This window comes from Ruegeria arenilitoris (assembly GCF_013030265.1).
Classification (GTDB): Bacteria; Pseudomonadota; Alphaproteobacteria; order Rhodobacterales; family Rhodobacteraceae; genus Ruegeria; species Ruegeria arenilitoris_E.
Genome location: NZ_WPZQ01000007.1, coordinates 188,941 through 213,414, shown reverse-complemented (window position 1 = coordinate 213,414; position 24,474 = coordinate 188,941). Strand labels below are relative to the sequence as shown.

22 protein-coding genes are annotated in these 24,474 nt (G+C 54.3%); 14 read left to right on the top strand and 8 right to left on the bottom strand.

What is annotated here, in order from left to right; genetic code table 11:
* The first annotated feature begins 122 nt into the window (after positions 1-122).
* The 3 genes from GOX61_RS14340 (at position 123) to GOX61_RS14330 (ending at position 3,897) form a co-directional block, all read left to right on the top strand.
* Positions 123-1,091 carry a TetR/AcrR family transcriptional regulator gene (locus tag GOX61_RS14340; RefSeq protein WP_170334747.1) on the top strand — a complete coding sequence of 323 codons (969 nt, stop codon included), beginning with the start codon at positions 123-125 and terminating at the stop codon, positions 1,089-1,091.
* A 296-nt stretch (positions 1,092-1,387) separates the two neighbouring features.
* On the top strand, positions 1,388-2,032 hold the full coding sequence (locus tag GOX61_RS14335) for a GNAT family N-acetyltransferase (RefSeq protein ID WP_209016347.1): 645 nt from the start codon (positions 1,388-1,390) through the stop codon (positions 2,030-2,032).
* Between the two features lie 92 nt (positions 2,033-2,124).
* Positions 2,125-3,897 (top strand): adenylate/guanylate cyclase domain-containing protein, encoded by a 1,773-nt coding sequence (locus GOX61_RS14330; RefSeq protein ID WP_367646968.1) that lies wholly within the window; start codon positions 2,125-2,127, stop codon positions 3,895-3,897.
* A 117-nt stretch (positions 3,898-4,014) separates the two neighbouring features.
* Here the strand turns inward: GOX61_RS14330 and GOX61_RS14325 are convergent, their stop codons facing one another.
* Entirely contained in the window at positions 4,015-5,136 is a 1,122-nt protein-coding gene (locus GOX61_RS14325) for a pyridoxal-phosphate dependent enzyme (protein WP_254436870.1), read from the bottom strand.
* Here GOX61_RS14325 and GOX61_RS14320 point away from each other — a divergent pair.
* Positions 5,125-5,601: an Lrp/AsnC family transcriptional regulator gene (locus tag GOX61_RS14320; protein WP_170334741.1), complete on the top strand. Its 477-nt coding sequence runs from the start codon at positions 5,125-5,127 to the stop codon at positions 5,599-5,601. The genes GOX61_RS14325 and GOX61_RS14320 overlap by 12 nt on opposite strands.
* A gap of 34 nt (positions 5,602-5,635) precedes the next feature.
* Here the strand turns inward: GOX61_RS14320 and GOX61_RS14315 are convergent, their stop codons facing one another.
* Positions 5,636-7,303, bottom strand: a complete 1,668-nt coding sequence (locus tag GOX61_RS14315) for a dipeptide ABC transporter ATP-binding protein (RefSeq protein WP_170334739.1) — start codon at positions 7,301-7,303, stop codon at positions 5,636-5,638.
* A 204-nt stretch (positions 7,304-7,507) separates the two neighbouring features.
* On the opposite strand from GOX61_RS14315, the gene GOX61_RS14310 reads away from it, so the two are divergent.
* Both GOX61_RS14310 and bfr read left to right on the top strand, forming a co-directional pair.
* Positions 7,508-8,008 carry a hypothetical protein gene (locus GOX61_RS14310; RefSeq protein ID WP_170334737.1) on the top strand — a complete coding sequence of 167 codons (501 nt, stop codon included), beginning with the start codon at positions 7,508-7,510 and terminating at the stop codon, positions 8,006-8,008.
* 287 nt (positions 8,009-8,295) lie between these two features.
* On the top strand, positions 8,296-8,781 hold the full coding sequence (gene bfr, locus GOX61_RS14305) for a bacterioferritin (RefSeq protein WP_155149524.1): 486 nt from the start codon (positions 8,296-8,298) through the stop codon (positions 8,779-8,781).
* Between the two features lie 230 nt (positions 8,782-9,011).
* On the opposite strand, the gene GOX61_RS14300 is transcribed toward bfr, so the two are convergent.
* From GOX61_RS14300 to GOX61_RS14280, 5 genes are all read right to left on the bottom strand, one after another.
* Positions 9,012-12,152, bottom strand: coding sequence for an efflux RND transporter permease subunit (locus GOX61_RS14300; protein ID WP_170334735.1), 3,141 nt, complete (start codon positions 12,150-12,152; stop codon positions 9,012-9,014).
* A 4-nt stretch (positions 12,153-12,156) separates the two neighbouring features.
* Positions 12,157-13,296 carry an efflux RND transporter periplasmic adaptor subunit gene (locus GOX61_RS14295; protein ID WP_170334732.1) on the bottom strand — a complete coding sequence of 380 codons (1,140 nt, stop codon included), beginning with the start codon at positions 13,294-13,296 and terminating at the stop codon, positions 12,157-12,159.
* 243 nt (positions 13,297-13,539) lie between these two features.
* Positions 13,540-14,448, bottom strand: coding sequence for a complex I NDUFA9 subunit family protein (locus tag GOX61_RS14290; protein ID WP_254436869.1), 909 nt, complete (start codon positions 14,446-14,448; stop codon positions 13,540-13,542).
* 36 nt (positions 14,449-14,484) lie between these two features.
* Positions 14,485-15,252, bottom strand: a complete 768-nt coding sequence (locus GOX61_RS14285) for a slipin family protein (RefSeq protein WP_217353866.1) — start codon at positions 15,250-15,252, stop codon at positions 14,485-14,487.
* On the bottom strand, positions 15,252-16,682 hold the full coding sequence (locus GOX61_RS14280) for an NfeD family protein (RefSeq protein ID WP_170334730.1): 1,431 nt from the start codon (positions 16,680-16,682) through the stop codon (positions 15,252-15,254). Before GOX61_RS14280 ends, GOX61_RS14285 begins: the two co-directional genes overlap by 1 nt.
* A 324-nt stretch (positions 16,683-17,006) precedes the next feature.
* On the opposite strand from GOX61_RS14280, the gene GOX61_RS14275 reads away from it, so the two are divergent.
* The 6 genes from GOX61_RS14275 to GOX61_RS14250 are packed head-to-tail and all read left to right on the top strand — an operon-like array spanning position 17,007 to position 21,708.
* A complete protein-coding gene (locus GOX61_RS14275) occupies positions 17,007-19,004 on the top strand; it encodes a TonB-dependent receptor domain-containing protein (RefSeq protein ID WP_170334728.1) in 1,998 nt (665 codons plus the stop codon).
* Positions 19,005-19,027: 23 nt separating this feature from the next.
* Positions 19,028-19,465 carry a hypothetical protein gene (locus GOX61_RS14270; protein ID WP_254436868.1) on the top strand — a complete coding sequence of 146 codons (438 nt, stop codon included), beginning with the start codon at positions 19,028-19,030 and terminating at the stop codon, positions 19,463-19,465.
* A 3-nt stretch (positions 19,466-19,468) separates the two neighbouring features.
* On the top strand, positions 19,469-20,137 hold the full coding sequence (locus tag GOX61_RS14265) for a MotA/TolQ/ExbB proton channel family protein (protein ID WP_170334726.1): 669 nt from the start codon (positions 19,469-19,471) through the stop codon (positions 20,135-20,137).
* A complete protein-coding gene (locus GOX61_RS14260; protein ID WP_170334724.1) occupies positions 20,127-20,498 on the top strand; it encodes an ExbD/TolR family protein in 372 nt (123 codons plus the stop codon). The genes GOX61_RS14265 and GOX61_RS14260 overlap by 11 nt, the downstream gene beginning before the upstream one ends.
* Positions 20,495-20,890 (top strand): ExbD/TolR family protein, encoded by a 396-nt coding sequence (locus GOX61_RS14255; protein WP_155149509.1) that lies wholly within the window; start codon positions 20,495-20,497, stop codon positions 20,888-20,890. Before GOX61_RS14260 ends, GOX61_RS14255 begins: the two co-directional genes overlap by 4 nt.
* On the top strand, positions 20,887-21,708 hold the full coding sequence (locus GOX61_RS14250; RefSeq protein WP_170334723.1) for a TonB family protein: 822 nt from the start codon (positions 20,887-20,889) through the stop codon (positions 21,706-21,708). Before GOX61_RS14255 ends, GOX61_RS14250 begins: the two co-directional genes overlap by 4 nt.
* A gap of 294 nt (positions 21,709-22,002) precedes the next feature.
* Here the strand turns inward: GOX61_RS14250 and hpaR are convergent, their stop codons facing one another.
* A complete protein-coding gene (gene hpaR / locus GOX61_RS14245) occupies positions 22,003-22,443 on the bottom strand; it encodes a homoprotocatechuate degradation operon regulator HpaR (protein WP_170334721.1) in 441 nt (146 codons plus the stop codon).
* A 107-nt stretch (positions 22,444-22,550) separates the two neighbouring features.
* Between hpaR and GOX61_RS14240 the strand changes: the two genes are divergently transcribed.
* Positions 22,551-22,949, top strand: coding sequence for a 5-carboxymethyl-2-hydroxymuconate Delta-isomerase (locus tag GOX61_RS14240; RefSeq protein WP_170334719.1), 399 nt, complete (start codon positions 22,551-22,553; stop codon positions 22,947-22,949).
* A 3-nt stretch (positions 22,950-22,952) separates the two neighbouring features.
* Positions 22,953-24,464 carry a 5-carboxymethyl-2-hydroxymuconate semialdehyde dehydrogenase gene (gene hpaE, locus GOX61_RS14235; RefSeq protein ID WP_170334717.1) on the top strand — a complete coding sequence of 504 codons (1,512 nt, stop codon included), beginning with the start codon at positions 22,953-22,955 and terminating at the stop codon, positions 24,462-24,464.
* The last annotated feature ends 10 nt before the right edge of the window (positions 24,465-24,474 follow it).

Genomic DNA, 24,474 nt, shown 5'->3' with positions numbered 1-24,474 from the left:
TTGCGTCAAGTCTTGAATCACCTTCCCCAGCGTCTTGTGCGTATTGCAGATTTTTCTAACTGGACATCTGGTAGGGATTTCAAGATGTTGACCACGGGTCAGATCCAAAGGAGGCAGGCCGCGTGTTTTTGTATTCCGCATCGCAAGTAGAGGAATTTCTTGAGAAATCCCAATTGGATACCGTATGCCTGACTCTGGCGATCGATGCTGCACGCGATGAATTAAAGAGCCTAGGAAACACGACGCGATCAACAATGATCAATGCATCAGCGACCAATTTGGCTGCAGCTGGTCAGGGTCAGATCGAGGCGCAGGCAGCCCGAATTTCACCCGACGATTCGCCACTGAACTCGTTTCGCGTTTCTATTGTTCAAACCGACCAGAACCTTGGCAGTTCTTCTGTCATCATGGAGGTGATCTGTACCTTTTCCGTAGAGACTGCTGTAGGCACAGCTCCCATCACAGTACCGCCAGAAAAACCTGCACGGCCGCTGTCTGATACAGCCGAAGAGCGGCGCCGTCAGATCTTTGAAGGCGCCTGCAAAGTAATTGCAAAACACGGTTTCGGAAACGCATCCATGCGCGAGATCGCAAAGGAATCCGGACTGTCGGTTCCCCTGATGTACAAATACATCAAGGACAAGGACGAAATCCTGCATCTGATTACGACCATGTGCATGCAGGGTATTATCGACTTTTTCGACACAGGCGAGTTGTTTAAGGGCCCCGCAGACCAGAACCTGATTAGAGCCGTGGATCGCTATATCGATTACATCGGTGAAAACCGTCGCTACATTAATCTGGTTTATTCGGAGACTCGTTCAATGTCGGCCGAAAACCGGGCCCGCGTATTCGACATGGAGCGCAAATTCATGGGGCGTTGGCAAACAATTCTGGATCAGGGCGTTGAGCAGCAGATTTTCCGCCCTATGAACACGGAACTCATGGCCAACTATCTGTACTTTCTGTGTACGGTATGGTCATTGCGGCACTGGAGCATCGGCAAGTTCCCCGAACAAGAAATACGCGATAGCCTGAAAATGCTTATCCTCGACGGCGTATTGTCGCCTAGCGGCAAGAGCGACCATTAAACTTCGCACCAGGTGAAGCGTTCAAATCAAAGCGGGCGTCAACTTTTCGTTGCAAAACCTGCCCATGCGCCCATTCATGATTGCTCAATACGTTCTATTTTTGAAGATTTGTTGACATCCTGATTCAACAAAAAACAGGATTGATACATTACCTAATGTGTTCTGAGAAAGCACTGCATCAGAGCTGGATTGCGATCGAGCCGATTTTAGATTACCAGTTTCGTATTCAAGAATTTTTTGTGTTATTGTTGCACGAATAGTTAATTGTAAATCGAGTTTTGAGGGTAGTCATTTCTGTGTCCAAACCCCCGACCAGCGCATTCAGACTGCGCCCATTGACGAAATCGGATCTGGAGATCATCACATACTGGTTTCAGGATGTGGAAGATCTCGCTCGTTTTGACAGAAAATCTCGCATCCCGCTCAACCAGTGCCAGATGGAGGAGCACTGGAGTAATATTGTTGGGACACCTATCGACCATAGTACATGCTGGTTCATGATCGAATCCGACAGTGGCGAAGCGCTTGGGGCGATAGGACTAGAGGCAATATCGCAGATCAACCGAGATGCTGTCGTCGCGCTGTTCATCGATAAATCAATCCGGCGATGCGGCGTCGGGATCAGAGCACTGTGTCTGGTTCTGGATTTTGCTTTCAGACAATTGGGCTTGAATCGCGTAACATCGTACTATCGTGCTGATAACCACAACAGCCGCGATCTGGTCAGCCGGGTAGGATGTCAGGTCGAAGGCAAAATGCGAGAAGCCTGGTTTGCAAACGGACAGTTTCACGACATGGTGGCTGTTGGTATTCTGCAGGAGGAATGGAGGGTTAAGCGTCAGGAATTGACGCATGAATTGGGTTCGGAAACAATAATCACCATTGGGCCGGACGCGTCAGCGGCCTGGTCCTGGCCGCCGCAATGTGCCGAGCGCGAATAAACGACTGAAACTTGCAGTCCATCTTGGGGGAACAGCGTGCAGCCATACCGTAGCCTATATGATCGAAGCAAAGTGCTAATCGAGTACCGACCGTGAACGACACCAATTCTGGACCATTGATCAGACAACGACTTGGCGCCGTATTGTTTGCCGATGTCGTCGGTTACTCAAGGCTCATGAGTCAAAATGAACTGGACACCTACAGTTCATTGAAGTCCCTCCTGTCACAGCTCGAAGCCACCTGTACGCACTATCAGGGCAATGTCATAGAAATTCGGGGCGATGGCATTCTTGCCCTGTTTGAAACGGCCACGAGCGCCGTCAAATTTGCGATCGAACTGCACAGAATTGCTGCACAGCACAACAGGACGCGCACGGAAAATGACAAGATCAAATTCCGCGCTGGCATTCACCTTGGTGAAATTCTGATCGACGAACGCGGTATCCATGGTGACAACGTCAACATCGCAGCAAGGCTGCAGGAGATCGCAGAACCCGAGCGTGTCTATGTCAGTGCAGCGGTATATGAACAGGTCTGCAATCGGCTGCGATATGGCTATGAGTTCCTCGGACCGAAACAGCTCAAGAACATATTGTCGCCAATTTCGACCTATTGCGTGCGCAGCGAGGCCGAGGGGGCGACCATGGCCGCAACCTTGCGCCCTGATTCACCAGTAGAATTGATGGATCGTCCGGACATCCCTTCCGTAGCGATCCTGCCCTTCACCAGCGCCGGTAATGACGAGGCAGACAGTTGGATCGCAGATGGGCTGACCGATGACATCATTATGAACCTGTCCAAATTCCGGAACTTGTTCGTTATCGCCCGCAACTCATCATTCTTCTTCAAAACCCAATCTATGTCACCGAAAGAGGCAGCGCGCCGGCTAAACGTGCGTTACATCGCGCGAGGCAGCGTTCGCAGATCGGACAGTCGCATCCGTATCACTGCCGAACTGATCGATGCGATGTCCGAAAGGACAATTTGGGGTGAGCGTTTTGACCGCAAGATCGACGACGTTTTCGACATTCTGGATGAAGTGACCGAATGCATTGTTGCCTCCACCGCCGTGATGATTGAATCCCATGAGCGCAAGAGGATGGTCCAAGCCACGCCTAGTAACCTCGCAGCTTACGGAGAGGTCCTCAAGGGGCAGCACTATATTTTCAGATATACGCGCAACGACAACCGGATGGCTCAGAGCTGTTACGAATCCGCCTTGGAGCGCGACGACAGATACGCGCGCGCCGCAGCCGCTTTGTCAAGAACCCTGAACATCGACTGGCGCTACTCCTGGACACCTGACCCCGACACCGCGCTCGACAAGGCACTGGTTTATGCGCAGCGCGCGGTAGAGTTGGACCCCACGGATGCCAGAGGCTTTGGCGAGCTGGGCTACGTGCATCTCTATCGCAAAGAACACGACGCAGCGATCGAATCTTACAAGCGGGCATTGTCTCTCAACCCCAATGACGCCGACATGCACTCAGACTATGCTGATGCGATGGCACATTCGGGGCAAAATGAAACGGCAATTGAATATCTGCAGCGAGCCATGCGGCTCAATCCCTACTTTCCGGATCAATATTTGTGGCATCTTGCCGGGGCATATTTCAATCTTCAGGAATACTCTCAGACTGTTCAGCATGTAAGCAAGATGAACAACCCGACCGAGGGGCAGCGCCTTCTGGCGGCCAGTTTCGCACATATGGGCAAGTTGGACGCGGCCCGGGATATTGCCGACAGGCACCGCAAGGCGCATCCGAATTTTTCGCTCAAGCGTTGGGAGAACGTGCAGCCGGATCGGCGCCCTGAGGACACCCAGCACTTTGTCGAAGGCCTCAAGAAGGCTGGTTTCCAGTAAGGCGCCACCGAGGTGCTTACTGACCGAACACGCTTTCGCCGTTAACCGGGGCAGTGGTTCAAGATTTCAGAACTGCAATGGTCGCTTTTGCGTCCGTCGCAGACAAATGGCGTCAAATCAGTCGTCACCCAATCCACGCTCTGACAAGATCACCAAAGGATGAGGGGCGTCACCAGCCAGACACGCGGTTAAACCTGCTGCACCGGAAGGCGTTGTAGAGTATCCCATCTCCCTTGCTTTGCCCACGGCCTCTTCGGCCTCGGCATCTGTGACAATCAACCATTCATCTGCTGCATCACGCAAAATCTCGTACGCAAGCATCGATGGCGTCTTACAGTCCAGACGGCCCATATTCGAAGTCGGCCCTGATACCGTCACCAACTGGCCTGCCCGCGCACTTTCACGCAGACACGGCGCGGCATCGGGTTCAACGACAAGAATACGTGGTTGTACAGCCCATGATGAGCGGATCATGTAAGCGACTGCCGCAGCCAGCCCACCAACCCCAGCCTGCAGATACACATGGCTGGGCCAACTGCCTGTTGCCTCAAAGGTTTCGCGCATCTCCTCAGCCATAACGGTATAGCCCTCCATCACCAGACGGGGCGGTTCGGTATATCCGGTCCACGAACCGTCAGCCAAATGGACGGCACCACTGGACTCAGCATCGGCGATGGCGGCGGCGATGCTGGCTTCATAATCTTCGCCTGATCTGACAACCTCGGCACCTTTTTCGCGCAGCCGAGTTGCAAAGGCCTCGGGTACTGTCTCCGCGAGGTGAATGCGCGCTTTGGCACCAAACATCGCGGCACCTGCTGCGACCGCCATCCCGTGATTCCCTGCGCTGGCACATACGAAAGTCATCGCTTCAGCGGTTCGAAGAAAATCGTCACTGCTATAGCCCTCGGGCGCGACCGAGATACCCGCCTTGTCCGCAATCATCTGCGCCACGGCATAGATCCCACCCAGCGCCTTGAACGCGCCAAGCCCCATGCGTGCGGTCTCATCTTTGACCAAAAGTGTTCTGCCATCGTAATCAATACTGTCCAACGGGGTCGGCCCGTAAACGGAGTTCTTCCGCCAAAGAGCACGCGGTTTTTCGGGGTCTAATGTGATTCTCTGTTCCATGAACACGACGGTATCGAATAGTTCTGATACTAACTGATCACCATTGACGTATTTTGCGAGAATTTTTCTCGACAATTCGCCAAATACCGGAGCCTCTCGATGGACAAGCATGACGCACAGCTTTTGGATTTGATGCAGACCGACTCGAGGCGTGGGCTGGAAGCGATGGCAGCCGAAGCCGGATTGTCTGTAGCCTCGGTGCAGCGACGGCTGCGATCTTTGCGCGACAGGGGCATGATCACGAAAGAAGTTGCTGTGATCGATCCCAAAAAGATCGGCGTTCATATGACATTTGTAGTGATGGTCGAACTTGAACGCGAACGCCAAGATCAAATCGATGCGTTCACCCGATGCATTCAGACCGAGCCGATGGTTCAGCAATGCTACTATGTAACGGGTGAGGCCGATTTCTGCCTGATCTGCACAGCAATCGACATGGAAGATTTTGAAGCGCTGACAAAACGTCTTTTCTTCAACAATTCAAATGTCCGACGCTTTCGAACCTCCGTCGTGATGGGGCGTAAGAAAATAGGTCTGGAACTGCCGATCCCAACCGCCGACCTCAACGATCCCTAACTTCGCAAAAACAATATACTCAACTCGGAAAGGGTCACACTCTTTCGATACTCTGCGCGATCTGCGTTGCCTCTTCAACGCTCAGGCGTGGGGGGTGCCAATCGCGACCAGGCGCTGCATCAAGCAGCTTCTTGGTATATTCATGTTTGGGCGCGTTAAATACCTCATCTGCAGTGCCAAACTCGACCATCACGCCCTTCTCCATCACAGTGATATAGTCAGAAATTTGCGCAGCGACCCTCAGATCATGGGTGATGAAAATGATGGCCATCTGATACTTTTTTTGCAGATCGTTCATCAGGCGCAGTACCTGTTTTTGAATCGACAGGTCCAGCGCTGAGACAGATTCATCAGCAATCACAACATCCGGGTTCATCGACAGCGCGCGGGCAATGCCAATGCGCTGACGCTGACCACCCGAGAAATTGCGCGGGGTGCGATAATACGCTTCGGGCTTCAAACCGACGAGGTCCAGCAACTCCATCGCTTTGGCTTTGGCCTCCCGCTGGCTCATGCCCTGCAGAGTCGGGCCGCGCGTGATAATGTTCCCAACAGTTTGCGTGGGATTAAGCGACCCGTACGGATCCTGGAAAATCATCTGTATTTCGCGTCGCGCCTGTTGCAGTGACTGGTCCTGCAAGGCGAGAAAATCGTGTTCGTTGACTATGACCGCCCCTTCAGTCGGTTCGATCAGTCGGATCAGAGCCTTGGCGAGCGTGGATTTTCCCGACCCGCTTTCACCCACAACCCCCAGTGTTTCGCCGCGCCGCAAAGCAAAGCTGGCATCGTTGAGCGCATGGACCTGCTTGGATCCAGTACCATAAAGCTTGTGCAGTGACTTCACTTCAACAATAGCGGGGTCGTTTCTCGTCAGATCAGGAGATCGAACAGTCTCCAGCAGTGGCATCGCATCAACCAGAAGCCTTGTGTAATCCTCTTTGGGGTGCATCAGGATTTCTTGTGTGGTCCCCTGTTCGATAATCTTGCCCCAGCACATGACAGCAACGCGGTCGGCTACATCTGCCACCACACCAAAATCATGCGTGATAAAGACGGTCGCGTTATCGTAAACCTCTTTCAGATCATTGATCAGGTTCAGGATTTCCTTTTGCGTCGTGACATCCAGCGCCGTGGTCGGTTCATCGGCAATCAAAATGTCTGGCTTGCACGCCAATGCCATGGCGATGACGATCCGCTGACATTGTCCGCCCGAGACCTGGTGGGGGTAGCTATCGTAGATCCGGGGCGGTGAGGGCAGCTTCATCTGCTCAAGCAGTTTCAGCGTCTCTGCTCTGCGCTGCACTCTGGAAATCTCGGGCCTGTGCAGCTTGAAAACTTCATCTACCTGCGCGCCGATTTTGATCGACGGGTTCAGCGCTGCCATGGGTTCCTGATAGATCATTGAGATTCGTGCGCCGCGGATTTCATTCAGCTCGGACTGACTGAAATGCAGCACGTTGCGCCCGTCGAACAGAACCTCACCAGCACTCACACGCAGACGAGGCGGCACATCGTTCATGATGGCACTGGTCATCACCGACTTGCCCGATCCGCTTTCACCGACGATACAGGTAATCTCACCGCGTTTCAGCGTCAGCGTCACATCCTCGACCGCGTATTTTCGGTCAGCACCCTTCGGCAATTCAATCGACAGGTTTTTGATTTCCAGGATCGGATCGTTGGAACGGCTGGCGTCAGACATGGCAGCTTCCCTGTTTGTATTTTTCTGCTAGCTGGGAAAACCTGGCCTTGTCGTTCACAGCCAAGCAGTAATTTCGGCTTTACACAAGCCTCATGATCCATTCCCCTTGACATATTCCTACTATTATAGTCAGGAAAGACGCGCCCAGCTTTTCCTCGGTTTCCCTGCCAGGCGACTTTTTCATGGTTTGGCAAGGAAGCGCACATGGAGCCGATTTCACAACCATCGCGCGGACCTCAGCGTAACAAAGCTTCGAGGATGGCTAAGCAGCAAACGGTTTCAAGCTGCGGTTTCGATGAATTTGAAGAACATGTGCTGCACGTTTCACGCTACTTCTTTCTGGCGTTTTCCGAACCGCAGAGCGAAGCATGGATCGACGCATTCCGTCACGCGGAACAGGTGTTTCCCGTCCCTTTTGGTGCAACTATCGCAAACGCAGTGCTGATTGCCTTGAATGATATGCGTCAAAGCCGGATTCGGGCGTTTAGTTATACAAACCCGCACTGCGTGAACTGCGCACAGGGTATAACAGATGAAGAACGCTATCTGATATTGGCTCTGCAGAGCATCCGCCGCGGAATCCGGGGGGTTGCAGAAACCAATTGCATGCTCTTGTGCGAAGGCGGCCACAACACAAAGCTCTTGGCATCACTTGAGCGCATCGCAATCATAACCGGCGATGTCTCAAAGCCACGATACAACTGATCCTGATCCCGGGCAGTAGCCCCTACGTTCAGACGGCGTAAGCGCGTCAACGAAACGCACGTGTTTCCATGTCCCCAGCGCCCGTAGTTTCGGCAAGTTGCGCACAATTTAAGGCCTCTGCCTGCTTCATGCCAACTGGCTGAAAACATACGAGAATCGTCAGAAAAAGGGGTAAGCCTTTGAACACATCAGGAAATTGCTGACTTTTTGAGAGTGTTGCAAATGATGATACCATTCAAACCATAGACTCTACCTCAAGCCACTAAAGTCAGCCAGGGAGAAGCACTATGAAGGGCGACAAGAAGGTATTGGAATATCTCAACAAAGCACTGCGTCACGAGTTGACGGCCGTCAGCCAGTATTGGCTCCACTATCGGCTGCAGGATGACTGGGGCCTCGGCAGCATGGCTAAGAAAAGCCGCGAGGAATCCATTGAAGAGATGGAGCACGCAGACAAATTGATCGAGAGGATCATCTTTCTGGAAGGCCATCCGAACCTGCAGAAACTTGACCCTTTGCGTATCGGACAAAACCCACGTGAAACTCTGGAATGCGACCTCGCTGCCGAACAAAGTGCGCGCAAGCTCTACAAAGAGGCACGCGATGTCTGCAAGGATGCCGGCGACTATGTCTCAATGAGTTTGTTTGAAAGTCTGATGTCAGACGAAGAAGGTCATATCGATTTTCTGGAAACGCAACTGGAGTTGCACGACCGGGTCGGTGCCGAACACTTTGCGCAACTCAATGCCACCAAGATGGAGGATGCCGACTAAACTGAACGTCTGTGAACAGCGGTTCGGACCCAGCGTTCTTATGCGTCAATATTAGTCGTCCAACATGGCAACACAGCTATCAAAACTCCACGCAGCAAGATCGCCATGGATCATCAACGAACCCGTATGCTGCTAACTGCTAAATAGAACGGAATGGCGTCAACTAAGGCACGTGAGGGCGGATCGCTCGGTAACTGCTCCCGGCGATCCGCCCCAATCTGGCTCTTAGCTTAATTGATTTCCTCTGTTTCCTGAACCTCACCCGGCCCATGAACCTTCTCGCGGAACCATTGCGCCAGCACATAGAGGGCCGGAATAAAGAACACGCCGACAAATGAAGCCGCGATCATGCCACCAAAGACCGGTGTCCCAACGCCCTTGCGCGCAAGCATTGATGCTCCGGTCGCGATGACCAGAGGGAAAAGCCCTGCGATGAAGGCAAAACTGGTCATCATCACGGCGCGGAAACGAGATCGCCCCCCGTCAATCGCTGCGTCCACGATGCTCATACCCTTCGCGCGCCTGTCCATTGCAAATTCCACAATCAGAATGGCGTTCTTGGCGGCCAAGGCGATCAGAACAACAAGCCCGATCTGGGCATAGAGGTTGTTGGCCAGACCCGCGATCAGCAAGGCCGCCATAGCGCCGCAAGCTGCGAACGAGACCGAGAGCAATACGATCAGTGGGATTGTCCAGCTTTCATACAAAGCGACCAGAAACAAGTAAGCAAAGAGCACAGCAAGGCCCAATACGATTGGGGTCTTTCCGGCCGCGGCGATTTCCTGTTGTGCAGTTCCCGTCCAGTCATAGCTATAGCCATTGGGCAAGGATTTGGCGGCCACTTGCTCCATGGCAGCGATAGATTGGCCCGATGACACACCCGGTGCCGGATTGCCGGATATCGTCACAGACCGATAGTTGTTGTAGCGCACCAGTTTCTCAGGTCCGGTCGTCAGTTCCGTCGTAGCAACAGAACGCACTGGAACCATCTCACCCTGATTGTTGCGTACGTGAATCCGACTGACATCTCCGATGGTGCCTCGGAACTCTTCCTCCGCTTCAAGATTAACCTGCCAGGTCCGCCCGAACAGGTTCATGTCATTGACGTAGTACCCACCCATTGTCACCTGCATCGCCTGAAACAATGTGCTGACATCAACACCCAAGGTCTGCAGCTTCTCTCGATCCAGATTCAAATTCAGCTTGGGCGTATTAGCCGAAAACGTCGTATACACGCCCGAAAGCCGCGGATCGCTATTGGCATCCGTGATCAATCCCTTTGCGGCAGCACCCAGTTCCAGCGGGCTGCCACCTTGCAGATCCAAGAGTTGGAATTCGAACCCTGAACCGGTTCCCAACCCTGAAATCGGCGGAAGGTTAAAGGGAATTCCGATGGCCGATTTCATCGCCGCGAGGTGTTGGCCCGTATAGGCAATCGATGCATCCACGGACAGGGAAGGGTCCGTGCGTTCTTCGAAAGGTTTCATGATGGCAATCATGAAACCGGCATTTGATTCCGTAAGCCCATCAATAATGCTGTAGCCCGTGACGGTCATCACATCCTGAACGCCCGGAGCCTTCAACAGGATTTCATAAGCCTCATCCATGACCTTGGCCGTGCGATTTACCGATGCACCCTGAGGCAACTGGATTTCCACAAAGTACGCACCCTGATCTTCGGTCGGCAGGAACCCGGATGGTGCTATCTTGAACAATGTGCCTGCGCCAAACATGGCGGCCCCAAGAAAGACCAGGCCAAGAATGGCGCGCCGCGCAAACATACCCGCGACGACAGCATACCCGTCCCGGGCATTGTCAATCCTGCGGGATACCCAGGCCAGCGGGCCCTTTTTGGGTCCCTCATGACGTTTGAGAAGGATCGCACACAAAGCCGGGCTAAGCGTTAGCGCATTCAGGGCCGATATCAGCATCGAAAATGACACAGCCACGGCAAACTGACGGAACATGGCCCCCGTAATCCCCGGTATGAAGGCAACCGGAACGAAGACCGACAAAAGAACAAACGTGATAGCCAGAATAGGGGCGGTGATCTGCTCCATCGCCTCGGCGGTGGCTTCGGGGACCGAAAGATCGGGTCGCTCTGACATGACTTTTTCGACATTTTCGAGAACAACAATCGCATCATCCACAACGATGCCGATCGCCAGAACCAACGCTAAAAGTGTCACGGTGTTGATCGAAAAACCAAGCGCCATCATGAATGCCAGCGCGCCAATCAGCGAAACCGGAACCGCAATCAAAGGTATCAAGGCCATCCGCAGGCTGCCCAAGAACAGAAACACCACGAGCACGACCAACGCAAAAGCCTCGATCAGGGTTTTGACAACCTCATCGATACTGGCCTCGACAAAGTAGACCGAGTTATAGGGAATTTGCCATTTAACCCCATCAGGGAAGGATGGTTCCAGCTGCTCGATTGCATTGCGCACTTCTTCAGCCGTGTTCAGCGCATTGGCCCCCGGAGCCAGATAGACCCCGATCATTGCAGTCGGACTGCCGTCAAACTGAGCAAATGAATCCTGCGACTGCGCGCCCAGATCAACCCGCCCGATGTCGCGGATGTATATGAACGACCCATCGGGTTGAGCACGGACAACAATGTTCTCGAATTCTTCGACTGTGCTCAGACGCCCTTGCGTCTGAATGTTCAGCTGAAACGTAGGGTCTTCCGACATCGGCTGAGCGCCGACACGACCCACAGCCGCCTGAACGTTCTGAGAATTCAACGCAGAAACAACGTCAGACACCGCAACATTCAGACCGGTCATGGTGTCCACATCCAGCCATATCCGCATGGAATAGTTCTGCGCGCCAAAGATCGTGGCATCCCCGACACCCGGCGACCGTTTGATACTGTCGAGCAGGTTGATGGTTGCAAAATTCGACAGGTACAGCGTGTCGTGTTCAGGATTGTCCGACGTGACCGCAATCGCCTGCAAAAGCGAAGTTGATTGCTTTTGCGTAACAACCCCCGCTCGCACCACCTCATCAGGAAGTGAGGCCGTTGCAAGCGATACCCGGTTCTGAACGTTGACCGCATTGATATCCGGATCCGTTCCAGGTTCGAACGTGACCTGTAAGCTGTAGCTGCCATTTCCACCGCTGGTGGACTTCATGTACAGCATGTCGCTGACGCCGATAATCTGTTCCTCAATGGGCTGGGCGACGGTGGATTCGACAACCTCGGCGCTGGCCCCGGGGTAATAGGCTGTCACTTGTACCGTGGGTGGAACAATGTCGGGCAGTTGCTGCACCGGCAATTGCGTCAGCGAGATCAGACCAGCCAACGTGAACAATACGGAAATGACGATCGCAAAGCGCGGTCTGCGAATGAAAAGACGAGAGATCATTCGCTTATTCCTTGGCTGGTTGCTGGGTGGTATCTGCCGGCTCTGCCGTGACTTCCATACCCACGCGCACCTTCTGCGCGCCTTGGGTGATCACCTTGTCGCCCTCCTTCAGCCCATCAGTGACCACGGCCTTTGTTCCGGTAACCTCACCGGTCTTGATCGGTGTTTTTGCAACCTTCCCGTCGCTTCCGACTGTCAGGACAAAATAGCCACTCTGATCGCTTTGCAGCGCATCAGCGGGTATTGTCAGGGACTTTTTATCCGGATTGTCTATCACGTTGACCCTGGCAAGCTGATCATTCAGCAACGTCCCGTCAGGATTGGGGAAAATCCCACGGACAAGAACGGTATCCGTGCTTTCCTGAACCGTGGTATCGATGACATCCACCTTACCCGTACTCTCATATACCTCGCCATTCGCCAGAGTGAGCTGAAGCGTGACCTTACCACCCTGCAGGTTTTTACCCTTTTTCTGGAAATCAAGCAGTTGCGCATTGGCTACCGGAAAGGAAACATAAATCGGATCAATGCTGGTCAGCGTCAGAAGCGTGCCGCTTTGCGGACCCACATAAGCACCCTTGCTAAGGTCTGTCAGACCGATACGCCCGTCAAAAGGCGCTGCGATTTTGGTGTAAGAAAGCTGAATCTGAGCATCCTGCAAGCTGCCCTGCAGCTGCGTGATCAAGCCATCTGCCTGACCCTGCTCAGCTTGTGCCTTTTGGACGACATTTTCCGGCGTATCCCCTTTGGCAAACAGTTTTTGCTGCCGGTCCAGTTCAATATCGGCCAGAGTTTTCTGCGCCTTCGCGGATTCAATCTGGCCCTGAATTTGAGTGATATCGGCCTGATAAGAATCTTCTTCAATCTCAATCAGGACATCTCCTGATGCGACCTTTGCACCGTCTTTGAAATTGATGTTTTCAATGAACCCATCAACGCGAGCGATGATATCGACCGAGTCAATCGCCTCTATGCGACCAAGATAGGTATCGCTGTATGTGACCGCCGTCATCGATGCTTCTGCGACCACCACGCTTGGCTTGGGAGGGGTCTCCGTCTGCGCCTCAACCGGGGCGGACGACAGGATGAATGCCAACAAACATAGTGTCGAACCCGATACGAAGCCTGATTTTGTGAAATACATTGCAAACCCTTGGTAATTTATTTTGCATAGCCCCGCCGCAACGTGGCAGCCCACCCAAAGAATGAGACTGCAACAGATCTGCGAGCGAAGTCACGAAAAAGATCGAAGCAGGGAGCACAATTGACCAAGATATAGCGTGACGCAATAGAAAGTGCCGGATCAACAACTTGGCGACAGATCCTCATCAGCGTCACGATAGTGCCCAGCTCCACTGGTTCGTACCGGTCTAAAACGGCAGTTGGCTCAGATCAAACCCAGAGCAACAGCAGATTGTGGATGGATTTCAAGATCGGAAAAGGTCGCGACATTGTCCCCAACAACGTTATCCTGCCGCATAAGCGCCACCTGAGCGGTCGTAATAGGCGGCTGAGGCAAGACCGCCATAGTCTCCGCAAGCAGCCACCAGAGTTCGTAGGGCACAGGTACTAGCAACCTCTTTTTGCCGCCGCGCCGCGCCAGTCTTTGGACTATATCCTTGTAGTTGAGGACATCAGGCCCACCCAATTCGTAAATGCGCCCGCGAGCATCAGAGAATCCGGAGACACGAACCGCGGCCCTCGCAACATCACCGACCCAGACCGGCTGCAACTGAACACTCCCATCCCCAAACAACGGAAAAATCGGCATGCGTTGTACGATCGCGACGAGGTCGCCAAAAAAAGCACCGCTTTGGCTAAACAAAACACTTGGGCGCAGTATCGTAGCATCCGGACAGGCGCAGAGAACCACTTTTTCTCCTTCCGCCCGCGCACGCACATAGGCGGATCGAGAATTGCGATCAGCTCCGATCCCGGAGACATGAATCAGGGATCTGACACCAACCGAGATCGCAGCCTCGGCGACGGAGCGCGCACCGATCACATGGATATCCTGAAAAGTTTCCGAGCGGGTTTCGCTATAAAATCCGATACAATTGACGACGACGGCAGCGCTATTGAAGACACGCCGCAACGTCTCTGGTTCCTTCAAATCACACCGCACCACACCAACAGCGCTCTCGTCACCAATGCCCAGTTGACCAGCATTTTCTGGAAATCGCGTCGCAACGCTGACGATGAACCCCGCGTCCTTCAATTCCCGGACAACCCTGCGTCCGAGAAATCCAGTGCCGCCAAGAACGACCGCTGTTTCTCCGGTCTTCATCGTGGCCATGGCCGCCTCCTGTGATGCTGCGCTTCACCGCTTGCTTCAATCGTCCGACTTTGAGGATTTGGGCAACAGATCAATGGGCAAAGGAAACACGACCGTCGTTGTACCATCTGCGGCGATATCGTTTAGAGCGTTGAAATAGCGCAGTTGCATGGAGTTTGGCTGGGTCGCCAGAAGTTTGCCCGCTTCGACCAGTTTCGACGCCGCCTGAAACTCACCTAGCGCATTGATGACCCGTGCCCGGCGCAAACGTTCAGCCTCGGCCTGTTTGGCAATGGCACGCACCATGCTCTCGTCGATATCCACGTGCTTGATTTCGACATTCGCTACCTTGATGCCCCAAGCGTCCGTCTGGCGATCCAAGATCTCCTGGATGTCAGCATTTAGCTTGTCCCGCTCAGCCAGCATCTCGTCCAGTTCGTGCTTGCCTAGAACCGACCGCAAGGTAGTTTGTGCCAATTGGCTGACGGCGGCCCGAAAATCAGCCACGTTGATGATTGCCCGCTGCGGATCGACGATACGAAAGTAAATCACCGCGTTAACCTTGACCGAGACATTATCACGGCTGATCACGTCCTGACTGGGCACATCTTCCACGAACATACGCAGATCGGTGCGCACAAGCTGCTGTACCACCGGAATGATCAGAACAAAGCCCGGTCCCGAAACCCGTGTGAACCGCCCCAGAGTGAACAACACCCCGCGCTCATACTCCCGAAAGATGTAGATTGCTGCCTGCAGGAACAGGAAGACCAGCACCAACGCGATGAGATAGGCGATCCATTCAAACTGGAATGCTTGCATCATCAAACCCCTCCACCAGTTTCAGATTGCCTGTCCATCGCCGGGCCGACACGCAGCGTTAGCCCGTCGACCCCCAAAACGCGCACCTCTTGACCAGGCCGCAAGTCGGCATTTCCGTCGGCCTTCCAGCGCTCGCCCTCGACCCAAACAAACCCGACCCCATCGGACCAATCCAATACGCGCGCTGGCGCCCCGATCATCCGGTTTGCGCCCGTAACCGGCGCACGACGGTAGGTCTGAATCGTATATCCAAGAAGTACAGCCAGGATCGATGCGCTGACCATCGCCATGACACCGATCAGCCACCACGAGACACGGTAGGCCTCGACTTCCGTGTCCACAAGCATCGCTGCTCCCAGAGAGAAAGCGATGATCCCACCCAGCCCCAGCACCCCGAAGCTGGGCGAGAAAGCTTCGGCCACCATGAATGCGATACCAAGGCCGATAAGTGCCAGCCCGGCGTAATCAAGAGGCAGTTGATTGAGCGCATAGAGCCCTAGCGTCAGGCAGATCGCACCAACCACTCCGGGAACAACAGCCCCAGGGTTCCAGAACTCGAATATCAGGCCATAAACACCCAACATCATCAGCACCAATGCCACGTTCGGGTTTGAAAGGATGCTGAGTATGCGTGTGACTGTCCCCATCTCGATCCGTTCCACGGGCAGACCTGAGACCTTCAGCGTTTCTCGGGTTTCACCCATCACCACGCTGCGCCCATCCGCATCCCGCAACAGCCCATGTAAATCCGAAGCCATCAGGTCGATGACATTCAGTTCCAGTGCCTGTGCTGCAGACAGACTCTCTGCTTGCCGCACCGCACTTTCGGCCCAGTCCGCGTTGCGATCGTGCATTTCAGCCAGACTGCGGATCAGGGCCGCCGCATCGTTTGTGGCCTTGGCCGACATGATATCCTTTGGGACCAGCGGATCGTCAGAGGTACCCTCTTCAGTCTCGTCACTCTTCTCGTCCGCAGCATCGGGGGGTTGCCCAGGCAAGCCACCAGGAAGACCACCAATTGCAACTGGTGTGGCCGCACCCAGATTGGTTCCCGGTGCCATTGCTGCAACATGGCTGGCATAGAGGATATAGGTACCTGCGCTGGCGGCATGGGCACCCGGAGGCGCGACATAGGTAATTACCGGAACTGGTGAAAGCAGTATCGCGGAAATGATCTCGCGCGTTGCGTCAGCCAGCCCTCCCGGGGTGTTGAGCTGAAATACGACAGCAGACGTTGGTTGGTTCCTCGAGCCCTCAAGAACGCGGGCAACATGATGCACGGTTGCCGGACCAATTGGTCCTTCGATCACCGTGTGCAACACGCGGTTCTCAGTTACCTCTGCCGTATCAACCTGACCATCTAAACGGTCTGCTGACAGAAAGGCCAGAATAATAAGACAGAGGAATCGTAGCTGTTGCTTCGCAAGCTCCATCTCTGCTTCTCCAGAACATAAGGTAGAGCGATCCGCCATGGGCTCAAATCACCGACAGATTTTTGCACTGCTTGTTCGAGCGCGTGGCCACGGTCACAAGATTGATCGCAAGGCTATACTTCCGCTGCATCCATTGTGACCTCACAGGCCGCTGCCGGACGTTGCGTAGTCAATATTGATATAAAGATTGTTTGTTGACTATTTTAGTAAGCTTTATTAACGGTCCCACGTCACTGAACAGTGATTCAGAAAACAAGACCAAAACAGACCACCGCCAGCTTAGTGCAAGCCCTTCCGGTCCAAGTGTGTATCGAAGGGACAGAAATGCGTGCACAATTTCGAATGATGAGGCTTTTGGGCACAGCCTCTTGCCTGAGCATAATCGCAGCGGGGGCTTTGGCGCAGGAACAGGGACAAGAACAGGAAGATGGCTTCCTCGGCACCCTGGAGCTGAGTGAAAGTAAACGAGAAATCCAGACTGAAACTGCAATCCCGGTCACCAATATTGATCAGGAAGAAATCAATGACCGGCAGGCTAACACTGTCGCAGAGCTGATCGACTCGGTTCCTGGTGTAACGCTTGTGAATGGCTCAACGCCTCAGGGGTCCGGTATAAATATCCGCGGCTTCGGTGCGAATGGTACATTCGGAACCGACCAGAAAGTTCTGATTCAGGTCGATGGCGCGACCACCGGTGCCGAAGAACTCTATCGCATCGGCAACCAGCTGTTCACCGATCCGGAGCTTTATAAAAGCGTATCCGTTCTACGCGGCACCGTAGGTTCTTTCGAGTACGGATCCGGCGTTGTTGGCGGTGCAATTCTGCTGGAAACCAAAGACGCCTCTGACTTCACCGGAGGTCAACCTGGCTTCCGCTTCCGACAAACCTTTGGCGGAGCATCAAATGGCGATGGCTTCCTGTCCTCATCCATTCTGGCATGGCAACCGACCGAGCAGTATGAGTTCTTGCTGAACTACACTCACCGAGAACAGAGCGATCAGAAAGATGGCGGTGGTGAGACCATCGGAAACAGTGCATTTGAGCTGCCGTCATACCTTGCGAAGGCCAAATACTCATTCGGTGACAACCTCGAGCACTCTCTTACTGCGTCTTGGAACAACTCAAAGTCTGAAGAAAGAGATGTTCCGTACGATTCCTTCGGAACAACTGCCGGTGCTTTCGGGAATGTCGACAGAGACATCGAAACGGCTGTTGGCATCCTGCGGTACCAATACAGACCCGCTGATAACGATCTGATCGATCTGGATGTTAACCTGAGCTATTCGGATCAGAAAATCGACAGCACTGCGGTCGGTGGATCGCGGTTCACTGCAGCCCTTCGAAATGCCGACCACCGATATGAAACGACCAAGCTGACGGTTAAGAATACAGCCTATTTCCAAACGGGCATCGTCGATCACGATCTGCGTGTGGGTGTTGAATACATCAACCGCAAACGTCTTGATGCAACCGCTGCACCCGGCGGAACAGATCGCCGCTTTGCTGTTTTCGCCGTAGACGACATGCAGATCGGAGAAAACTGGACGATCACACCGGCCATTCGGTATGAAACGCAATCCCTTAAGGGCGATGCGGATCAAAGACCGCCGGAAAACGCGGAATACAATAATAATGCACTCATGGGCGGACTGTCAGCCCGGTACGAGTTCGAGAGCGGCTTTGCGGTCTTTGCCAGCGGCGCCTACACAGAGAACCTGCCGATTATCGACGATCTGGGTACGCCTCTCTTCATGACGCAATCCGAGAAATCGACGACTTGGGAAGCCGGCTTCTCGTACAACCGCGGCGATGTATTCTCGTCAGGTGACGTATTGCGCGCAAAGGTCAACCTTTACAACACAAACCTGCGGGACATCACATCTTACCGAAATATTGACAAGATCAACAGCCAGGGTGTCGAAATCGAAGCGTCTTATGCGCATGCGACTGGATTCTACGTCGACTTCAACGCGAACGTAACGGATGCCACCCAAACAAGCAGCACCGGGGCCGAGTCTCGCTGGAGCAATGAACCTGCTGATACCGCACGTCTCACACTTGGTAAGCGATTTGGTGAAACTCTGGATGTGAGCTGGGAAATTCTGGGAGCCAAGGCCGTCCAGACCAACGGTCGGACTCTGGCCGCAGGTTACGGCGTGAACGCATTGCGCGCCACGTACCTGCCTCAGGAAGGCGCTCTTGCGGGCTTCGAATTTCGTGTCGGGATCGAGAATATCCTGGACAAGAACTACCTGCCTTATCTGTCGACCCGAAATGCACCAGGTCGCAACTTCAAGCTGACACTGGCGAAAACCTTCTGATCCAATCGAAAGGACCGACAATGATGAAAACCCATTTTCGCAACATTGTCCGAGCGGTCCCGACAATCCTGCCCCTGATCACAGGGGCAGGATTTGCCGCAGCTCAGGAACCCCCCGGTGTTATGATCGAACTGAGTTCGGCGGAAGCCAAAGACGACGGCTGCCTGCTGAATTTTCTGATCGAGAACAGCAATCCGGATGATATTTCCTCAGCTGTTTATGAGGTCGTCCTGTTCGGCAAAGAGGGAGAGGTTTCGTTGCTGACTCTGCTCGACTTCGCGGAACTACCCACCGGACGTCCGAGGGTAAGACAGTTTCAGTTTAACGACAGAAAGTGCGACCAGATCGGAGGAATTCTGATCAACGGCGCAGCGACCTGCGAGAGTAACGGCAATTCGACAGATGCCTGTATGGATGGTCTGCGTCTCAAAAGCCGGCTTGAAACAGAGATGATCGGTTAACCAATGTCAGATCTTCACAATACCCTCCTGGAAATACTCGAACTTGGCGGCCCGGTTGTCGCCATTCTGATCGCCGCATCAATCGCCACGCTGTCATTGGTCCTGTATAAGCTGTGGCAATATAAAGTTGCAGGCGTTGGACGCCATCTGGAACTCTCTCTTGCGATTGAAGCCTGGGACAGACATGACCGCGACGCAGCGCTGGCCCATTTACGCAAAAGCCGCAGCTATCTGGAGCCTGTGGTCCGGATGGCACTGTCAGGCGGAAATCAGACACTCTCGGACCGCGTCGATGCCGAGGCCGAAGAACGCTTTGCCCGGCTGGAACGCGGATTGAATGTTCTGGATATGGTGTCACAACTCGCACCTCTTCTGGGGCTGTTTGGAACCGTACTTGGAATGATTGAAGCCTTTCAGGAACTTCAGGGCGCCGGAAGCGCGGTGGACCCTTCGCTATTGGCTGGCGGTATCTGGGTAGCCCTTATGACAACCGCCGCAGGTCTGGCGGTGGCAATGCCCACCTCTTTGATCCTGACCTGGTTCGAGGCTCGTATGCGACGCGAACGCATTTTTGCGAACCGGGCTCTGCGGACGATCTTTGCACCCGGTCACGCGGCAGAGGAACCACTGGGCGCCACCCTCGCGACCACGAAACTGGCTCATGGCGCTTGATACCCGGAAAAAACGGCGCAAGCGCCTGTCACTGACATCGCTGATCGATGTCATTTTTCTGCTTCTGCTGTTCTTCATGCTCAGTTCGACCTTTTCAAAATTTGGCGAGATCGAACTGACTTCGGCAGGGGCTGGTGGCAGCACACAGGAAAGCACCATCCGTTTTCTGAAACTCGAGGCCGAGCGCATCACACTTGATGGCAAACCCCTGCCCCTCGACCAGCTTGGGGCAGCTTTGCAAAGTGACAAGCAGCAGTCGGTGCTGATCAGTCTCGAAAAAGAAGCAAGCTCGCAGCAACTTATTGACCTGCTGACGGTACTGCACCCCATGAAGATGCTACAGACGCGGGTGCTGGGATGATCAGTCTTGATCCAAAATCTGATCAGGCCAAAGAGCCGACAATTGCACTTATCAATGTCGTCTTTCTGATGCTGGTCTTTTTCATGATCGCGGGCAGTATCGCGCCGCCGCTCAGCAACTCTGTGCAGCTTGCAGAGACACGGGATCTGGAAGGGCGCGAACCGCCGGATGCATTGGTGATCCGAGCTGACGGCGTTCTCGAATATCGTGGTGCCGAACTGACCTCGGTTGGCGCATATGTGGATCGTGCAGCGCTGGAATTGCCGCTGGATAGCGTTCGGGTCGTCCCGGATCGGGCCTTGCCAGCAACCGAGCTGGTGAAGGTCAGCACAGAATTGCGCGGCCTTGGGGCCAAAAAGATCTTCGTCGTCACTGAAAGAGCGTTGCAATGATCCCGAGTTCCCGTACTGCAGCCATCATCGCCATCCTGCTGGCCCTCGCCACCCACAGCGTTGCGTTGCACGATTTCTCAGCAAAGGAAGAGATACAGATCGAAGGCGGTGGATCTGTTGAGGTTGCTGCGTTGGGTTCCTCTTTTGAAGATTACACAGCGGGAACTGCAGCGGCAGCTGATGTCACCAAACAACATACCGCTGAAACACCCGAACAATCAAAACCTATAGACCCTTCCAAGCAGGTGATGGAATCAGAGATCGCTGCTGCAGCCAGTCCGGCACCGGCAGCCGCCTCAGCCACACCTGTCGTTGCCGTTCAAAAACCGGCCACGCAACAACAGGCCATGAAACCAATCGAGCAGGCCAAACCAAAGGCAGCGCCAGAGCAAAGCAAAGTCAAAAAACCAGAACCCGAACCAGAGGCGAAAAGTCAGGTCGCGGCGCAGCAGGGGAATTCTAAGAACAATGCCAAAAAAGGCAGTGAGGCTGGCGAGACAAGCAAGGGCGCTGCAAATGCGCAAAAAGCCAAGGTCAATTCCGCAAAGCAAGGCAATGCCGAGGCGAGCAATTATGCCGGACTGGTCAAGCGTGCCATCATGCGCGCGCGCCGAAAAAGCGTCAACATCCGGGGCGCTGCACTGGTATCATTTCGCATTGCCGATAACGGCTCCTTGATGTCGGCCTCGATAAGCCGCAGCTCGGGATCAAAGCGACTGGATCAGGTCGCACTTGCACAGGTAAAAGCCGCAGCTCCTTTTCCTCCACCACCGCCCTCTGCCAGACGGAATTTCACCATCAAAATCGTCGGGAAATAGTGAAGGTCTGCTTCTCACGGTGCTGGTGCTTATCCATCGGCAGGCAGAGTGTCCTGCCTCCCTGCCCCGATTTGCAATAGAGTTCGATAAGGTTCTGCTACGCTTGGCTTGTACAGCAAAGCCGGGCGATATCGACGTTGTGTTTGTCAACGGCTACGGCTTCCTTCGGCACAAGGGTGGGCCGCTTTACTTTCAGAATTCACTGAAGCCCTCATCCTGAGGCAACGCGGTATTCCGATCAGCCGAGCAGTCCTCAATCGATACCCAGGTGCGCAAGCCGATCGCCTTTGGGGATCAGACCCTGACCGCCTGCAGCTCCTCAAGCAGGTCCAGTAGCTGATCAAGCTTCTCCTGCCCCATCTGCTGTTCGATGCTGCTGTAAATTGCCAGCGAGGTCGCAAGGTTTTCTTCGAGTATGAGGCGACCGCTATCGGTGATCGTCACCATGGTGCGCCGCTTGTCCTGACTGTCCCGACGACGGGTGACGTGACCATCAGCCTCCATCGTCCGAAGAATACGGGTAAGGCTGGGCAGCAGCAGACAGGCCTCTTTCGAGATCGTGCTCTGCTCCACTTCTCCCATCTCATCGAGAACGCGAAGGATTCTCCACTTTTGCTCGGTCAGCTGGATGCCTTGCAACATGTCGCGAATTGGCGCCATGACGGTTTCGCGCGCGCGCAGCAAGGCGATGGGCAAAGCACGCGAGGTGCTGGTGGTATGGCTTTGTACAGTCATATCCGCGTTCTAGAGACCTGATCCGGGAATTGCAAAGATTAACAAAGCAAGTTCTTGACAGTGTCGGTATCATTTACTAAACATGTTTACTAATTAGAGGAGACCACATGCCCCACTTCCACGTCGAATATTCCGGCAATCTCGAGGATCGGATCGACATGGCTGGCCTGTGTGAATGCATACGGTCAACCGCAACCGAGATTGATACCTTTCCCATGCCCGGCATCCGCGTGCGCGCAACAAGGGTCGATCACTACTCCATCGCCGATGGTAACCCTGATCATGGCTTTATTGATATCTCGATCCGGTTGCGCGCCGGGCGCCCTGACGAATTCAAACAGGATGCTGCCCAACAGATATTCGAAGCCGTGAAGACATATCTGGCACCGGCCTTCTCGCAATACTCCATCGCGCTATCGCTCGAAATGCGCGACATCAACCCCGACCTTTCACCCAAAACCGGCACGATCCGTGACCATTTGGGACCAAGCACTCAGGAGACCTGACGCATGAGCGCACTGGACACCAATATCGAAAAACTGACCGGCTATCTGGCGCGCTTCAGGCAAGGCGGGATCAAGAACCGTATCGCTGGCAAAGATCAGGACGGCACAGCAGGTGTGTTCCAATCTACATCACCGATCGACAAGTCAGTGATCTGCGATGTGGCACATGGCACCGCACAGGACATCGATGTCGCCGCCAAAGCCGCCGCTGATGCCTTTCCGGAATGGCGCGACATGTCCGCCACCGAACGCCGCAAAATCCTGCTGAATGTCGCTGATGCGATCGAGGCACGCGCCGAAGAAATTGCCTTGTGCGAATGCTGGGACACCGGCCAGACCATCCGTTTCATGTCCAAAGCGGCCCTGCGCGGCGCAGAGAACTTTCGCTACTTCGCCGATCAGGTTGTTCAGGCGCGGGATGGGCAGCATCTGAAATCCCCGACCCTGATGAATGTCACCAGCCGCTTACCAATCGGGCCGGTGGGTGTGATTACCCCTTGGAACACGCCGTTTATGCTGTCCACATGGAAGATTGCACCCGCGCTGGCCGCTGGCTGTACAGTGGTCCACAAGCCGGCCGAAGACTCGCCGCTGACGGCAAGGCTGCTGGTTGAGATCGCGGAAGAGGCCGGGCTGCCCAAAGGTGTGCTGAATACCGTGAACGGGTATGGCCCCGATGCAGGCAAAGCTCTGTGCGAACACCCGCTGCTGAAAGCGATCGCTTTTGTGGGCGAAAGCCGCACCGGCAGCCTGATCGTAAAACAGGGTGCCGATACTCACAAACGGAACCATCTTGAACTGGGCGGCAAAAACCCGGTCATCGTCTTCGACGACGCTGATCTGGAGCGGGCGCTGGATGCCGTAATTTTCATGATCTATTCGATCAACGGTGAACGCTGCACATCATCTTCACGCCTGTTGATCCAGGACACGATCAAGGAAGAGTTCGAGGCGAAACTGATCGAGCGGGTGAACAATATCAAGGTCGGTCACCCGCTGGATCCGGCGACCGAAATCGGCCCGCTAGTCACTCAGGAACATTACGACAAGGTCACCAGCTATTTCGACATCGCCAAAGAAGATGGTGCCACCGTAGCAGCTGGAGGCGTCAAGGTAGGCGACGAAGGCTATTTCGTACGCCCCACCCTGTTCACCAATGCAAGCAACAATATGCGCATTGCACGGGAAGAGATCTTTGGTCCTGTCCTGACTTCGATCCCGTTCACAACCGAAGATGAAGCCCTGCGGATTGCCAACGACACGCCCTATGGTTTGACCGGCTATGTCTGGACCAATGATCTGACGCGCGCGCTGCGGTTTACCGACAAGCTCGAGGCCGGAATGATCTGGGTGAACTCGGAGAATGTACGCCACCTGCCCACACCATTCGGCGGGGTCAAAGCATCGGGCATCGGCCGCGACGGCGGTGACTGGAGCTTTGAATTCTACATGGAGCAAAAGCACATCGGCTTTGCCACTGGCCAGCACAAGATCATGCAATTGGGCAAGCTCTAACGGCAGGCCC

Coding starts and splice junctions, on each gene's coding strand:
- GOX61_RS14320 (WP_170334741.1), top strand. CDS start 5,125: ATGGACAAGCATGACGCACAGCTTTTGGATTTGATGCAGACCGACTCG.
- GOX61_RS14325 (WP_254436870.1), bottom strand. CDS start 5,136: ATGCTTGTCCATCGAGAGGCTCCGGTATTTGGCGAATTGTCGAGAAAA.
- GOX61_RS14315 (WP_170334739.1), bottom strand. CDS start 7,303: ATGTCTGACGCCAGCCGTTCCAACGATCCGATCCTGGAAATCAAAAAC.
- GOX61_RS14310 (WP_170334737.1), top strand. CDS start 7,508: ATGGAGCCGATTTCACAACCATCGCGCGGACCTCAGCGTAACAAAGCT.
- bfr (WP_155149524.1), top strand. CDS start 8,296: ATGAAGGGCGACAAGAAGGTATTGGAATATCTCAACAAAGCACTGCGT.
- GOX61_RS14300 (WP_170334735.1), bottom strand. CDS start 12,152: ATGATCTCTCGTCTTTTCATTCGCAGACCGCGCTTTGCGATCGTCATT.
- GOX61_RS14295 (WP_170334732.1), bottom strand. CDS start 13,296: ATGTATTTCACAAAATCAGGCTTCGTATCGGGTTCGACACTATGTTTG.
- GOX61_RS14290 (WP_254436869.1), bottom strand. CDS start 14,448: ATGGCCACGATGAAGACCGGAGAAACAGCGGTCGTTCTTGGCGGCACT.
- GOX61_RS14285 (WP_217353866.1), bottom strand. CDS start 15,252: ATGATGCAAGCATTCCAGTTTGAATGGATCGCCTATCTCATCGCGTTG.
- GOX61_RS14280 (WP_170334730.1), bottom strand. CDS start 16,682: ATGGAGCTTGCGAAGCAACAGCTACGATTCCTCTGTCTTATTATTCTG.
- GOX61_RS14275 (WP_170334728.1), top strand. CDS start 17,007: ATGCGTGCACAATTTCGAATGATGAGGCTTTTGGGCACAGCCTCTTGC.
- GOX61_RS14270 (WP_254436868.1), top strand. CDS start 19,028: ATGAAAACCCATTTTCGCAACATTGTCCGAGCGGTCCCGACAATCCTG.
- GOX61_RS14265 (WP_170334726.1), top strand. CDS start 19,469: ATGTCAGATCTTCACAATACCCTCCTGGAAATACTCGAACTTGGCGGC.
- GOX61_RS14260 (WP_170334724.1), top strand. CDS start 20,127: ATGGCGCTTGATACCCGGAAAAAACGGCGCAAGCGCCTGTCACTGACA.
- GOX61_RS14255 (WP_155149509.1), top strand. CDS start 20,495: ATGATCAGTCTTGATCCAAAATCTGATCAGGCCAAAGAGCCGACAATT.
- GOX61_RS14250 (WP_170334723.1), top strand. CDS start 20,887: ATGATCCCGAGTTCCCGTACTGCAGCCATCATCGCCATCCTGCTGGCC.
- hpaR (WP_170334721.1), bottom strand. CDS start 22,443: ATGACTGTACAAAGCCATACCACCAGCACCTCGCGTGCTTTGCCCATC.
- GOX61_RS14240 (WP_170334719.1), top strand. CDS start 22,551: ATGCCCCACTTCCACGTCGAATATTCCGGCAATCTCGAGGATCGGATC.
- hpaE (WP_170334717.1), top strand. CDS start 22,953: ATGAGCGCACTGGACACCAATATCGAAAAACTGACCGGCTATCTGGCG.